Source organism: Alphaproteobacteria bacterium, from assembly GCA_030740435.1.
Taxonomy (GTDB): Bacteria; Pseudomonadota; Alphaproteobacteria; order UBA2966; family UBA2966.
Map to the genome: position 1 here is coordinate 12,515 of JASLXG010000149.1, position 13,187 is coordinate 25,701.

Consider the following 13,187-nt stretch of genomic DNA (forward strand, 5'->3'; position numbering starts at 1 on the left):
CTTAATCCGGGTTGCTGGCCGGGTAGCTGGCCAGCGCCTCGAGCACGGCCCGGGTTTCTTCCTCCGAGCCCACCGAGACGCGCAGGAAATCGCCCAGCCCGTAGCCCCCCATGCCGCGCACCAGCACGCCGCGGCCGATCAGGTGGCGGTTGAGGTCGTCGGCGGCGCCGCCGTCACGGCTGCCCACCATGACGAAGTTGGCGACGCTGGGGATGACGCGAAAGCCCAGCGCCTTGGCCTCGTTTTCCAGCCAGGGCCGCCACTGGTCGTTGTGCCGCCGGGCACGTTCGAGGAATTCCTGATCGCCGAGCGCCGCGATGCCGGCGGCCTGGGCCGGCGCCGTGACGTTGAAGGGCCCGCGCACCCGGTTAAGCACGTCGATCACCGCCGCCGGGCCGTAACACCAGCCCAGCCTCAGCGCCGCCAGGCCGTAGGCCTTGGAGAAGGTCCGCGTCATGACCACATTCTCGGCCGCCCCGACCAACTCCAGGCCGGCGCTGTAATCCTCGGCGCCGACGAACTCGGCATAGGCCGAATCGACAACGAACAGCACGTTGCTCGGCAGGCCGGCGTGCAGCCGGCGCACCTCGTCGGCCGTGATGTAGGTGCCGGTGCAGTTGGGATTGGAAAGAAAAACAATGCGGGTGCGTTCGTTGACCATCTCCAGCAGGGCGTCGACGTCGGCGGTATAGTCTTGCTCGGGCGCCGTCAGCGGCGTCGCCCCGACGCCCAGAGCGGCGATCTTGTAGACCACGAAGCCATGCCGGCTGTAGAGCACCTCGTCGCCCGGGCCGGCGTAGGCCGACACCAAAAGCCCCAGCAACTCGTCCGAGCCGTCGCCGCAGACGATGCGCTCGGCCGCGATGCCGAAGTGCGCCGCCAGCGCCTGGCGCAGCGCCACGGCGCCGCCGTCGGGATAGCGGTGCAGCTCTCCGGCCAGGGCCTGGTAGGCCTCGATGGCGGCCGGGCTGGCCCCCAGCGCCGCCTCGTTGGAGGAGAGCTTGTAGCTGCGGTTGAGGCCGGGCACCTGGGATGAGCCCGGCACGTAAGCCGCGATATCGAGAATGCCCGGGCCCGGCGCCGGCGGCCCGGGATCGCTATCGGCTTCGGGATCTGGGGCACCTGCCTCGGTGCCCCCGCTCTGGTTTTGCGTCACGGCTATTCCTCGTTGCGGTAGGGGACGGCGTAGCCGCCCAGCGACACCATGCGGTCGATGCTGCCGTCGCTGGCTTCCAGGAAGTCGGCGACGCGGGCGTCGTCCTTGGCCACGAAATCGTCGATCTCGATCAGGTAAAGTGCCTCGGGCTGGTCGCTGTCGCGTTCGCTGACGGCCAGGGCACCGCCTTCGAGCCCGATCGAGGTCAGTTGTTCGACTAGCCTGGCACGGCTGACCGGGGTCTCGGTGGCCAACACCAGCAGGCTGCGGTCCTGGCCCGTCTGCTGGCGGTCGAGGGGGGCGACGACGAAGGCACCGAGATCCTCGAAGCGGCTCGAGCGGTTCTCGACGAAGGGCAGCTTGGCGATGATGCGGGGTGCCTTGGGGGCGTCGGCGGCAAGTTGCTGCCACCAGGGCGCGGGATCGTCCTCCTGGGGCAGCGGCAGCACCGCCACGGTGCCCTCGCCCTCGGTCACGGCACGCAACACGACGGTGGGCGAGCGGTGCAGCGTCATGGCGGCGTCGGTGCCGAAGTGGGCCCGCGCCAGATCCCAGTAGCCGACCGACTTTTCGGGCGCGCAGACCGCCACCTCGAGCGGCCCCTGCAGGCGCACGAAGGCGCTCATCAAGCCACGCCACAGATCGGCCACCACGATGGCCGGCAGAACGCCGCGATGGCGGTCCAAAAGCCGGCGCAGCACCTCGGCCTCGCGGCCCGGATGCATGGCGCTCCCCCGGTCGCGCTCTGGCGGCTTGGCGGCGAGGATCTCGGTCGCCAACTCGCTACGCTCGATCAGGAGGTCGTGAACGGCATCGTCGATCGCGTCGATGCGACGGCGAAGATCGTCGAGCGCCTTTGATTTGCTGCTCATCCAGGTCGGTCCGGCGTGCGGAAATTAGGGCCCATAGTCATAGTCTCCCGAGGCGTCAAAAGCAAAGAAAACGTTGACTTTCCGGGACCTTGAACCTGGTACCCGCTTGCGCAAAAGAATGATGCCTCTGATGGCTTTGCCGGTGCCAGCGGTGGTGACGGTGGTGGTGGCGGCGGTAGCCGCTGAAACTTGCCGCCCCATTCGGCAGCGGCGCCAATCCCCACGGCCCCTTGTCCCAAAGCAGGACGTGACCGGAGGGGAAATGCCGCCACTGTATTGCTGGGCACGGGGCGCGTTGCTACAGTCGCTCGAACGCAGGTTCGCAAGGGTGGCGGCGCGGCATGTCCTGGATCGAACTCAACGGCCGCTCTTACCATCGCCCCGCCGCGCCCACCGTCGTGGTTTGCCTCGACGGTAGCGAGCCCGGATACATCGAAGCCGCCGTGGCGGCGGATCTCGCGCCCTTCTTCACGGCCCTGGCGAAACGCGGCACCGAGGCCTTGGCCCAGGGCGTGATGCCCAGCTTCACCAATCCCAACAATCTCTCCATCGTCACGGGCGCGCCGCCCGACCGGCACGGTATCTCGGGCAACTATTTCCTCGATCCCGAAAGCGGCGAAGAGGTCATGATGAACGACCCCCGGTTTTTGCGCGCGCCGACGATCTTCGCCGCGGCGCAAGCCGCGGGGGCGACGCTGGCCACCGTCACCGCCAAGGACAAGCTCAGGGGGCTTTTGGCCCACGGCCTCGAGCCGGGGCCCGATGCCGTCTGCTTTTCGGCCGAGAAGGCCGACCAGGCGACCCTCGATTTCGTCGGCCAGCCCTTGCCCGATGTCTACAGCGCCGAGCTCTCGGAGTTCGTCCTGGCCGCCGGGGTGGCGCTGATGCGAGAACGCCGGCCCGAGCTGATGTACCTCTCGACCACCGACTACATTCAGCACAAGCACGCCCCCGGCAGCCCCGAGGCCAACGATTTCTACGCCATGCTGGACCATTACCTGGGTGAGCTCGACGCCCTGGGCGCCGTCATCGCCGTGACCGCCGACCACGGCATGAAGCCGAAGCACGACGAACGGGGCCGGCCCGACGTCATCTATCTGGCGGAGGAGCTGGACCAACGCCTGGGCGCCGGGCGGAGCCGGGTGATCCTGCCCATCACCGATCCCTACGTGGTGCACCATGGCGCCCTGGGCTCCTATGCCGTGGTCTACCTCGAAAACGCCGACGGGCCGGCGGTGGCCGATTTCTTGTCGCAGCTTATGGGCATCGATCTGGTGCTTGAGCGCGAGAGGGCGGCGGCACGTTTCGAGTTGCCGCCGGACCGCTTGGGCGATCTGGTCGTGATCTCGGCCGCCGGCAAGGTCTTGGGCACGCGTGAGCGCGACCACGACCTCTCGGGCCTAGATGTTCCGCTGCGCTCGCACGGCGGCCTTTCGGAGCAAGCGGTACCGCTGCTGCTCAATCGGCCCTGCCATATTGCCGAACCCAACGAGCTCCGGAATTTCGACGCCTTCCACCTCGCGCTCAACTGCCTCCGGGAACCCAGACCATGACCGAGCAAGCTTTCCTCACCACCGTCGTCGGCTCCATGCCCAAGCCCACCTGGCTGCAGGAAAAACTGCCCCTCAATGCCGACAACAAACAGGTCCATGGCAAGGGCGCCGACTGGAGGCTGTCGGACGAGGACCTCGAGGCGGCCCAGGACGATGCCGTGCGGCTCACGCTGCACGACCAGGGCCGGGCCGGCATCGACATCGTCAGCGACGGCGAACAGCGTCGCAAATCCTACGTCACCTATGTCACCGGGCGGCTCGAGGGTTTCGACTACCAGACCACGGCCAAGAAATGGACGCGCAACCGCCGCCGCCTGGCCGAGGTCGGCCGCTGCACGGGCCCGGTAGAACGCCGCGCGCCCATCGTCGTCGACGACTTGCGATTTATCCTGGCCGAAACCGAACGGCCGACCAAGATCACGCTCCCTGGCCCCATGACCGTGGTCGATTCGACGGCTGATGAACACTACGGCGACGAACGCGAGTTCGCCCTGGCCGTGGCCGCGGCGCTCAACGCCGAAGCCCGCGAGCTCGACGCCCTGGGCGCCGCCGTCATCCAGTTTGACGAGCCGGTTTTCTCGCGCTACCCGGAAAAGGTGGCGGACTGGGGGATCGAAGTGCTGGACCGTTGCCTGGAAGGGGTCGACCAGGCCAAAACGGCGGTCCACATCTGCTACAGCTATCCCATGCCGGGTGTGCCCAGGCCCATCGTCGACAGCTACCCGGTGATCCTGGTCGAGCTCGAGAAATCCAAAATCGACCAGCTTTCGCTGGAGTTCGAAGCCTCCAAACTCGATCCCGAACTGCTGCGGCTCTGTCCCTCCAAGACGGTGATGTTCGGCTGCATCGACAATGGCACGGACGCCGTCGAAGCACCCGAGCAGATCGCCGAAAAGCTGCTGGCCGCCGCCCAGCACCTGCCGCCCGAGCAAATCCAGGCGGCGCCCGACTGCGGCCTGGTGCCGCTATCGATGGACGTGGCGCGGGCCAAATTGCGGGCCCTGGTGGCGGGAGCCGAATTGGCCCGGCAGCGCCTGGGTCGCTAGAGTGCGCCAGGATTGAGCCGGGCCGCCCGGCTGCCAGGCCCGGGCAATGGTTCTTGAGGAGTTGCGGCATGGATTTCGAGTTGACGGAAGAACAGCGCATGTTCCGCGACTCTGTGCGTGGGCTGGCCCAGCGTCACCTGGCGGCCGGTGCCCTGGAACGTGCGCATGCGCCGGGCTTCCCCTTCGATGTCGCCAAGCTGTTCGCGGCGCAGGGCTTGACCGGCATCACCATTGCCGAGGCCGACGGCGGCCAGGGTGGTTCGCTGATGGATGCCGTGCTGGCCATCGAACAGGTGGCCCTGGTTTGTCCCCGCAGTGCCGACGTCGTGCAGTCGGGCAACTTCGGCCCCTTTCGCACCTTCGCCGAATACGCCAGCCCCTGGCAGAAGCAGCGCTACTTCGCCAAGCTGCTGGCCGGCGAGGCCATTATCGCGCTGGGCATGACCGAGGCCGAAGCGGGCTCGGCGGTCACCGACCTCACCACCCGGGCGCGGCCCGACGGCGAGGGCTTTCGCGTCAGCGGCGGCAAAGTCTTCACCAGCAACTCGCCCGATGCCGATCTCTTTCTGGTTTACCTGCGCTTCGCCGAGGGCCTCGAGGGTATCGGCTCGGTGCTGCTGGAACGCGGCGCCGACGGCTTCGAGCTGGGCCAGCCGTCACGCTACATGAACGGCGAGACTTGGTGCGCGCTCTATTTCGACGAAGTCTACGTGCCGCCGGAAACCGTGCTGCTGGGGCCGGGTGGCTTCAAGCGGCAGATCGCCGGCTTCAACGCCGAGCGCATCGGCAACACCGCGCGTTCGCTGGCGCTGGGCCAGTTTGCCTTCGAACGGGCCCGCGAACACGCCATGACCCGCCAACAGTTCGGCCGGCCGCTGTGTGAGTTTCAGGGCATCCAATGGAAATTCGCCGACATGCAAATCAAGCTCGATGCCGGCCGGCTGTTGCTCTATCGGGCCGCCGTGAACGCCGACCGCGGCCTGCCTTTGGTCCAGGAAACCAGCATCGCCAAGGCCTTCTGCAACCAGGCCGGTTTCGAGCTCTGCAACGAGGCCATGCAGATCATGGGCGGCACCGGTTATTCCCAGGAATCGCTGGTCGAATACTGCTTTCGCAAATCGCGGGGCTGGCAAATCGCCGGCGGCTCCAGCGAGATGATGAAGAACCGCATCGCCGAGGGCGTCTTCGAACGGCGCTTTTCGCAACGCCCTCCCAAAGCGCATGATTAGCGGCCCGGACCTCTACCGGGCGCTGTTCGCACCGCGCGGCGTGGCCCTGGTCGGGGCTTCGTCGGACCCGGCGAAAACCAGCGCCCGACCGCTGCGTTATATGCGGAAGCATGGCTATTCGGGTGCCATCTATCCGGTAAACCCCGGCGCCGAAGAGATCTCCGGCCTGCCTTGTTTCGCCGACTTGAAGTCGCTGCCGGGGCCGGCCGATCAGGCCTTCATCACGCTGCCGGGCGAGGCCGCCTCGGCCGCCCTTCGCGACTGTGCCGAGGCCGGCATCGGCTGCGCCACGATTCTGGCCGGCGGCTTCGCCGAGGCCGGCGAGGCCGGCCGCCAGCGCCAGGACACCTTGCTCGAGGTGGCCAGATCCGCGGGCGTTCGCCTGCTTGGCCCCAACAGCATCGGGGTCATAAATAGCGCCACAGGCCTGGCCCTGAGTGCCAACGCCATGCTCGAGTTGCCCGAGCTGAAAGTGGGCCGCACGGCCGTGATTTCGCAAAGCGGCAGCTTGATCGGGGCGCTGCTGTCGCACGCCGAGGCCCGCGACGAGGGCTACTCCAAACTGATCTCGGTGGGCAACGAGGCCGACATCACGCTGGGCGAGATCGGCGAATTACTGCTCGACGACGAGGCCACCGAGGTCATCGTGCTGTTCCTCGAGACGCTGCGCCAGCGCCGGCGCGTGGCGGCCTTCGCGCGCCGCGCCCAGCAGGCCGGCAAGCCGGTCATCGCCTACCAGCTTGGGCGCTCGGTCCAGGGCCAGGAACTGGCGCGATCGCACACCGGCGCCATCATCGGCAGCGCCCGCACCCTGGCAGCCTTCCTCGACCATCACGGCATCGCCCGGGTAAACGTATTCGAAGCGCTGATCGAGGCGCCGGCGCTGTTTAGCGGCCGCCGTGCCAGGGCCGCCGATCAGCGACAGCCCTCGCCGCGGACGGCCGTGGTCACCACCACCGGCGGCGGCGGCGCCATGGTGGTCGACAATTTGGGACTCTCCGGCATCGACGTCGCCCCGGCCCCGGCCCAGGTCGTCGAGCGCCTGGCCGCCGAGGGCATCGCCCAGGATGGCGGCCGCCTGATAGACCTGACCATGGCCGGCGCCCGGCCCGAGATCGTGGCCGGCGTGATCGGCGATTTGATGGCCGATGAGGACATCGACGCCGTGGCCATGGTGGTGGGATCGACGGCCCGCTTTTCGCCGCAGTTGGTGATCGACCCGCTGCTCGAATGGCGCCAGGCGCCGAAGCCCTTCGCCATCTACCTGGCGCCGGATGCCGAGGCTTCGCGCCGCCGCCTGGCTCAGGCCGGCATGGCCGTCTTCCGCACCCCGGAATCCTGCGCCGATGCCCTGCAGGCGCTGTTGACCTGGCCGGCGCCGGCGGTAGAGGCCGAGCCGCCAAGCTCATTGCCGCCGCCGTTGCCCGGCCCGAGCGATCGGTCCTTGCTCGACGAAACCGAGGCTTTGGCTGTGTTTGCCGGACTGGGGATCGCGGTGGCGGCGGGCGAGATTGCCGAGAGCTGCGAAGCCGCCCTGGCGGCGGCCCGGCGGCTGGGCTACCCGGTGGTACTGAAGATCGCCTCGCCCCAGATCGCCCACAAAACCGAGTGCGGCGGCGTCGCCGTCGGTATCGCCGATGACAGCGCCCTGGTCGAAGCCTATGAGCGGATCCTGAAGAACGCCAGGGCGGCCGAGCCGCAGGCCGAGATCGCGGGGGTGTTGGTGCAGAAAATGCACCAGGGCCGGGCCGAGGTCCTGCTCGGCCTGAAGCACGACGGCGTGGTCGGGCCGACGCTGGTGTTGGGCCTGGGCGGCATCCTGGCCGAGCTCACCCAGGACACCAGCCTGCGCCTGGCGCCGGTCAGCGCCGATCAGGCCCGGGCCATGATCGAAGAGGTGGCGGGCCTGGCGCCGCTGCGGGGCTATCGCAACCTGCCGCCCGGCGACGTTGTGGCCCTGGCCCGGGCCATCGCCGCCTTCTCGCAACTGGCCTGGCACGAAGAGGTGCGGGAGGCGGAGATCAACCCCCTTTTGGTCGGCCATGAAGGCGCCGGCGTGGTCGCCGTGGACGGCCTGATCGTGCGGCAAACGAACTGAACGAAAACCAGTTTCGGAGTTTCGAGTTTCGGGGGCAGGGGCGCTTAAGCGATTGAAATCATTGACATAATTTCGGGGACAGAGACCAGTTTTTCTAGTTTCGGTTTCAGATCCGCCATCAAGGCAGCGGCCTGGGCACGGTGGTTGGGCTGATGGGGCATAAATGGCCTAGCTGAACTCCGCCGCCACCTCGCGGATGAAGTCGAGCGCCTGCCCGGCCTCGTCGCTGAGCGCCAGGCTGCGCGGCGCGAAGACACCGTAGCTGTGGCCGAAGGCGGGCTCGGCACGGCAGGTGACGACGGAGCCGGCGGCCAACGAGCGGGCCACGAAGGGATCGAGAAAGGCGCAACCGGTGCCGAGTTCGACCAGCCTGGCCGCCGTCAGGGTGGAACTGGTCTCGCAGACGAATTGCACCGCCACTCCGGCCGCCTCGAGGTTTCGCTCGACGCTTTCCTGATAGCTGGCGAAGGGATCGAGCGAGATGAAGGGCAGATCGCCGAGCCGCTCCAGGGCGACGACCTCGCCCAACCCCGGCAGCAAACCCCGAGGGAGCACCAGGCGGAGATCGAAGGCGATGCTTTCGACCAGTTCGAAATGCGGCGGACGGAAGGGCAGGGGCGCCAACACGAGGTCATAGCGGCTTTCCGGGCCGAGGTCGTTGAGCTCCTGCAGGCTGCGCATGACGACGTTGGGCGCCAGGCCCGGCCGAGCGGCCACGTAACGCGCCACCGCCGGCGGCAGCAGGCCGTGCACGATGCCGCTGGTGGCGGCCATGACGACGCGGTCGATGGCGCCCGAGGCGATGGCCCGGGCGGCCCGCGGCAGGTGATCCACGGCCTCGACGGTGCGCCGCACCTGGCGCAGGAAAACCTCGCCCTTGCGATTGAGCACCAGACGGCCGCGCAGCCGGTCGAAGAGAGAAAATCCAAGCTCCGATTCCAGGGCCGCTATCTGCCGGCTGACACCGGACTGCGTCAGGGCCAGGCGGCCGGCCGCCTCGGTCACGCTGCCGCTGTCGGCTACAGCCAGGAATGCCTTCAGGCCTCTGAGATTCATGGAGATTCCTTAGTCTATGACTAAATCGCATGGAAGGATGAGATAATAGAAATTTACATCATGGGAGACCCAGCGCTAGTTTTTTCCCAATCAACAAACATGGGAGGCAAGCAAGATGATCAGCGCAGCGCGTATTATTGCCCTGGCGGCGGCAGCGATATTGCTCCCCTTCATGGCCCAGGCCGGCAGCTACCCCGAAAAGTCCATCACCTTCATCTGCCCCTATTCGGCGGGCGGCGGCGGCGACACCGCCTCGCGCATGATCGCCAAGCTGGCGGGCGACATGATGGGCGTCAAAATCAACGTCGAGAACAAGACCGGCGGCGGCGCCACCATCGGCATCGGCGCGGTGGCCAAGTCGAAACCCGACGGCTACACCGTCGGCTTCGTCTCGACCAGCCCCATCACCATCCGCCCGCACATGATGAAGGCGCCCTACCATCCGCTCAAGGACTTCAGCTACATCGGCCAGTTCGTGGCTTCGAGCCAGCCGCTGGTGGTGCTGAAAGGGAGCCCCCACAAGACCCTCGACGACGTCATCGCCTATGCCAAAGCCAATCCCGGCAAGCTGCGCTGGTCGACCTCGGTACAGCGCGGCGGGCCCCACGTGGCGGTCGAAGCGATGTTCAAGGCGGAAGGCGCCAAGGCCACCTTCATACCCTTTAAGGGCGGCTCCAAGGTACTGGCGGCGCTGCTCGGCAAGACCATCGACGTGGCCATGATCTCCGAAGGCAACAAAGCCACCCTTGACGGCCAGACCCGCATCCTGGCCGAGGGCACGCCCAACAAGAACCCGGTGGCCCCCAACGCGCCGATCCTTACCGACCGCGGCTACCCCCTGGCACCGGCCATCTTCTTCGGCGTCGCCGGCCCTGCCGGTCTCTCCGACGAGGTCCTCCAGAAGTGGGACGAAGTGCTGGCCAAGGTGGTCCAGAGCCCCGAGTTCAAGGCCCTGGCCAGCCAGCGCAAGTGGAGCCTGGATTTCGCCGGCCACAAGGCTTTCACGAAAACCGTGATTGCCGATTACAACGCCGCCAAGAAGGCGGTGGCCGACATCGGCATGAAGTAGACGGCAGCTCGAACTTAGTGCCGAACTTAGTGCCGTAAGGGGTGCCGATGAGACGTGTCGGCACCCACCGGCACCCCATCTGCGCTATCCTGAGGCCGGATGACGAGGGGTGAAATCCGTGCCGTTGGCCGTCGCAAAGTCCGAATTTTGGCAGCTCATTGTGCTGCTGCTGGCCGACGCCGTGTATCTCTTCGTGATCATTCCGCTTGGCATCCAGGACCCCGAGGGCTTCGGCATCGACCAGGGCCTGCCGCCCAGCTTCTCGGCCCGCCTGGCGGCGCTGCTGGCGGCGGCGTTGATGCTGTTGCGCCTGGCGCAGCTGCGCTGGGGCTCGGCCAGCGAGGTAGCGCCGGCCGCCTTCGCGGATAGCGACACGGATAACCCCGCGGGCCTGCCGCTGCGCGGCCTCACGGGCATGGTCGTGGCCCTGGCATTTTCCATCGTACTGGTGCCGCTGGTGGGGTTTTATGCCGGCGCCGTGGTTCTGCTGCTGGTTCTGGGTGAGCGAAGTTGGCCCAGGCTGGTGCTCTATCCGGCGATCGTTACGCTGCTGGTCTGGGGGCTGTTTGCCCAGTTGCTGTCGATCCGGCTGCCCTCGGGCACGCTGTTCGGGAGCTGAGCCGGCCATGGAGCAGATCCTCGAAGGCCTCAGCCTGGCGCTGACCTGGGAAAGCCTGATCGCCATCATCCTGGGCGTGGCGGCGGGCCAGATCCTGGGAGCCATTCCCGGCCTCACGGCCTCGATGGCGGTGGCGCTGCTGATTCCCTACAGCTTCTATTTCAGCCCCTGGGTGGGCATTCCCATGCTGCTGGGCATGTTCAAGGGCTCGCTCTTCGGCAGCAGCACCACGGCGATTTTGATCCGCACGCCGGGAACGCCCGCGGCCTCAGCCACGATCCTCGACGGCTATCCCCTGGCCCAGCAGGGCAAGGGCGCCAAGGCCATCAAGATGGCGCTTTATGCCTCGGTCTTCGGCGACAGCTTCAGCGACATCTGCCTGATCTTCTTCGCCAGCCTGCTGGCCATCGTGGCGCTCAGCTTCGGGCCGGCCGAATACACCGTGCTGATCGCCGTGGCGCTCGGCTCGTTGGGCATGCTGTCGAGCAAGCCGGCCTGGAAGGGCCTGATATCGATGCTGATGGGCGTCTCCATCGGCATCATCGGCCTCGATCCCATCACCGCCAGCGAACGCCTGACCTTCGGCAGCCTGGAGCTGGAAGAAGGCATCGGCCTGATCCCCATGCTGATCGGCTTTCTCGCCGTCTCCGAGGTCTTTCGCCAGATGGACTCATCGCTCGCCGATCTCTCGGGACGGGCCATCCGCTATTCGCCAAAGCGCGAGGACAACCGGGTCTCCTGGGCCGAATTCCGGGGATGCATCCCGGTGCTTTTCCGCTCCTCGGCCCTGGGTACGGTGATCGGTGCATTGCCCGGGCTGGGCTCGACGGTGGCCGCTTTCCTGGCCTATGGCGAGGCCCGGCGCACCTCGCCCCACCCCGAACGCTTCGGCACGGGCGTGCTGGAGGGCGTGGCGGCGCCCGAGGCCGCCAACAACGCCGTTTCGGGGGCAAATCTCATTCCGCTGCTGGCCTTCGGCATTCCCGGCGATATTGCCGCCGCGCTGATCCTCAGCGCCTTCATGATCCAGGGCATCAACGTCGGGCCGCTGGCTTTTTCGGAAAACCCGGTGCCGCTTTACGCCATTTACGGCGCGCTGTTGATGGCCAACCTGGTCAATCTGGTGCTGGGCCAGGGGCTGGTCCACGTGGCGCGGTTCGCCTTCGCCATTCCCCGACGGCTGCTGCTGTCCAGCGTCCTGGTGATCGCCTCGGCCGGCAGTTACGCCTTGCGAGGATCGCTCTTCGACGTACAACTGGTCTTCGTCTTCGGCGTGCTGGGCTTCGTCATGATCCGCTACGGCTTTCCCACGGTGCCGCTGCTGATCGGCTTCATCCTGATGCCGCTGCTGGAAGAGAACCTGCGTACCGTGTTGCTGCTGGCCTCGACCTACGACGAAAATATTCTTTTCGTATTCAGCCGCCCGGCCTTTCTTTCGCTGACCGGCTTGATCGTGCTGGCCATTGCCCTGTTCGCCTGGCGCCGCATTCGTATACGCCGTGCCGCCCTGCCGCCCGCGGATTCCTGATCATCGGACGAGAGACATGAGCGCCCAAAACGGAACCGACGAAAGACCCGAATTCGCCACCATAGACGGCCGCATCGTGCCCTTTGCCGAGGCCAAGATCTCGATCATGGCGCCGGGTCTGACCTTTGCCGTCACCGTTTTCGAGGGCCTGCGCGCCTATTGGAACGGCGAACAGGAGCAACTTTTCGTCTTCCGGCTGGCCGAGCACCTGGCGCGCTTGCAATTCTCGATGCGGGTTATCGAGATCGAGCCGCCGCCGGCCTCGGCCGATCTGGCGGCCCAGATTCTGGACCTGCTGCGGGCCAACGATTTGCGCCAGGACAGCTACGTCCGGGTGCAGACCTATGTCGACGACTGGGGCGAAATGACGGCCACCGGCCCGGTCGGCTCCTCCGTCATCTGCCGCTCCCGACCTCGCGTCGCGGGCTTCGAGACGGGCAAGCATTTCGCGGTCAGCAGTTGGCGGCGCAACGCCGATGACGCCAGCCCGCCGCGCCTCAAGGCGGCGGCGAATTATCTCAACAGCCGCCTGGCCGGGCTCGAGGCGCGGCGCGCGGGCGCCGGCGGCGCCATTATCCTCAATCGCGACGGCAGCCTCAGCGAGGGACCGGGCGGCTGCCTCTTCATGGTTCGCGCCGGCCGCCTGATCACGCCGCCGCTGACGGCCGGTATCCTGGAAAGCATCACCCGGCTGACGCTCTTGGAGTTGGCCGCCGGGCTGGGCCTCGATTGCCAGGAACGCGAGGTCGACCGCACCGAGCTTTATCTCGCCGACGAGGCCTTCTATTGCGGCACCGGACAGGAGATCGTGCCGATACTCTCGGTCGACGGCAAAAACTTGGCGGATGGTGCGCCTGGGCCACTGACACGAAAGCTCCAAACCGCCTATGACGACGTCGTGCGCGGCCGCGACGAACGCTTCCGGCACTGGCTGACGCCGGTTTACGAGTAGGCCCCGGGC

At 67.0% G+C, this 13,187-nt stretch carries 11 protein-coding genes; 8 read left to right on the forward strand and 3 right to left on the reverse strand.

Annotated elements, in window-relative coordinates; translation table 11 throughout:
* Position 1: 1 nt before the first annotated feature.
* Positions 2-1,066, reverse strand: a complete 1,065-nt coding sequence (gene hisC / locus QGG75_15175; GenBank protein MDP6068575.1) for a histidinol-phosphate transaminase — start codon at positions 1,064-1,066, stop codon at positions 2-4.
* A gap of 92 nt (positions 1,067-1,158) precedes the next feature.
* Positions 1,159-2,028 carry a chorismate mutase gene (locus QGG75_15180; GenBank protein ID MDP6068576.1) on the reverse strand — a complete coding sequence of 290 codons (870 nt, stop codon included), beginning with the start codon at positions 2,026-2,028 and terminating at the stop codon, positions 1,159-1,161.
* Positions 2,029-2,369: 341 nt separating this feature from the next.
* Between QGG75_15180 and phnA the strand changes: the two genes are divergently transcribed.
* The 4 genes from phnA (at position 2,370) to QGG75_15200 (ending at position 7,954) form a co-directional block, all read left to right on the forward strand.
* Positions 2,370-3,581: a phosphonoacetate hydrolase gene (gene phnA, locus QGG75_15185; protein MDP6068577.1), complete on the forward strand. Its 1,212-nt coding sequence runs from the start codon at positions 2,370-2,372 to the stop codon at positions 3,579-3,581.
* The gene (locus QGG75_15190) at positions 3,578-4,627 is read left to right on the forward strand and encodes a methionine synthase (GenBank protein ID MDP6068578.1); all 1,050 of its coding nucleotides are present in this window, start codon (positions 3,578-3,580) and stop codon (positions 4,625-4,627) included. Before phnA ends, QGG75_15190 begins: the two co-directional genes overlap by 4 nt.
* A 68-nt stretch (positions 4,628-4,695) precedes the next feature.
* Positions 4,696-5,856 (forward strand): acyl-CoA dehydrogenase, encoded by a 1,161-nt coding sequence (locus tag QGG75_15195; GenBank protein ID MDP6068579.1) that lies wholly within the window; start codon positions 4,696-4,698, stop codon positions 5,854-5,856.
* Complete coding sequence (locus QGG75_15200; GenBank protein MDP6068580.1) at positions 5,849-7,954, forward strand: acetate--CoA ligase family protein; 2,106 nt, start codon at positions 5,849-5,851, stop codon at positions 7,952-7,954. Before QGG75_15195 ends, QGG75_15200 begins: the two co-directional genes overlap by 8 nt.
* 168 nt (positions 7,955-8,122) lie before the next feature.
* Here QGG75_15200 and QGG75_15205 read toward each other — a convergent pair whose 3' ends face one another.
* Positions 8,123-9,010, reverse strand: coding sequence for a LysR family transcriptional regulator (locus QGG75_15205; protein MDP6068581.1), 888 nt, complete (start codon positions 9,008-9,010; stop codon positions 8,123-8,125).
* 115 nt (positions 9,011-9,125) lie between these two features.
* Between QGG75_15205 and QGG75_15210 the strand changes: the two genes are divergently transcribed.
* From QGG75_15210 to ilvE, 4 genes are all read left to right on the forward strand, one after another.
* A complete protein-coding gene (locus QGG75_15210) occupies positions 9,126-10,079 on the forward strand; it encodes a tripartite tricarboxylate transporter substrate binding protein (protein MDP6068582.1) in 954 nt (317 codons plus the stop codon).
* Positions 10,080-10,197: 118 nt separating this feature from the next.
* Positions 10,198-10,698: a tripartite tricarboxylate transporter TctB family protein gene (locus tag QGG75_15215; protein MDP6068583.1), complete on the forward strand. Its 501-nt coding sequence runs from the start codon at positions 10,198-10,200 to the stop codon at positions 10,696-10,698.
* A 7-nt stretch (positions 10,699-10,705) separates the two neighbouring features.
* Positions 10,706-12,226, forward strand: coding sequence for a tripartite tricarboxylate transporter permease (locus tag QGG75_15220; protein ID MDP6068584.1), 1,521 nt, complete (start codon positions 10,706-10,708; stop codon positions 12,224-12,226).
* Positions 12,227-12,242: 16 nt separating this feature from the next.
* Positions 12,243-13,178 carry a branched-chain-amino-acid transaminase gene (ilvE, locus tag QGG75_15225; GenBank protein ID MDP6068585.1) on the forward strand — a complete coding sequence of 312 codons (936 nt, stop codon included), beginning with the start codon at positions 12,243-12,245 and terminating at the stop codon, positions 13,176-13,178.
* Positions 13,179-13,187 lie beyond the last annotated feature (9 nt).

What these genes read in the sequence shown, in the direction of transcription:
- QGG75_15180 (MDP6068576.1), bottom strand. Translation starts at nt 2,028, where the DNA reads ATGAGCAGCAAATCAAAGGCGCTCGACGATCTTCGCCGTCGCATCGAC.
- phnA (MDP6068577.1), top strand. Translation starts at nt 2,370, where the DNA reads ATGTCCTGGATCGAACTCAACGGCCGCTCTTACCATCGCCCCGCCGCG.
- QGG75_15190 (MDP6068578.1), top strand. Translation starts at nt 3,578, where the DNA reads ATGACCGAGCAAGCTTTCCTCACCACCGTCGTCGGCTCCATGCCCAAG.
- QGG75_15195 (MDP6068579.1), top strand. Translation starts at nt 4,696, where the DNA reads ATGGATTTCGAGTTGACGGAAGAACAGCGCATGTTCCGCGACTCTGTG.
- QGG75_15200 (MDP6068580.1), top strand. Translation starts at nt 5,849, where the DNA reads ATGATTAGCGGCCCGGACCTCTACCGGGCGCTGTTCGCACCGCGCGGC.
- QGG75_15205 (MDP6068581.1), bottom strand. Translation starts at nt 9,010, where the DNA reads ATGAATCTCAGAGGCCTGAAGGCATTCCTGGCTGTAGCCGACAGCGGC.
- QGG75_15210 (MDP6068582.1), top strand. Translation starts at nt 9,126, where the DNA reads ATGATCAGCGCAGCGCGTATTATTGCCCTGGCGGCGGCAGCGATATTG.
- QGG75_15220 (MDP6068584.1), top strand. Translation starts at nt 10,706, where the DNA reads ATGGAGCAGATCCTCGAAGGCCTCAGCCTGGCGCTGACCTGGGAAAGC.
- ilvE (MDP6068585.1), top strand. Translation starts at nt 12,243, where the DNA reads ATGAGCGCCCAAAACGGAACCGACGAAAGACCCGAATTCGCCACCATA.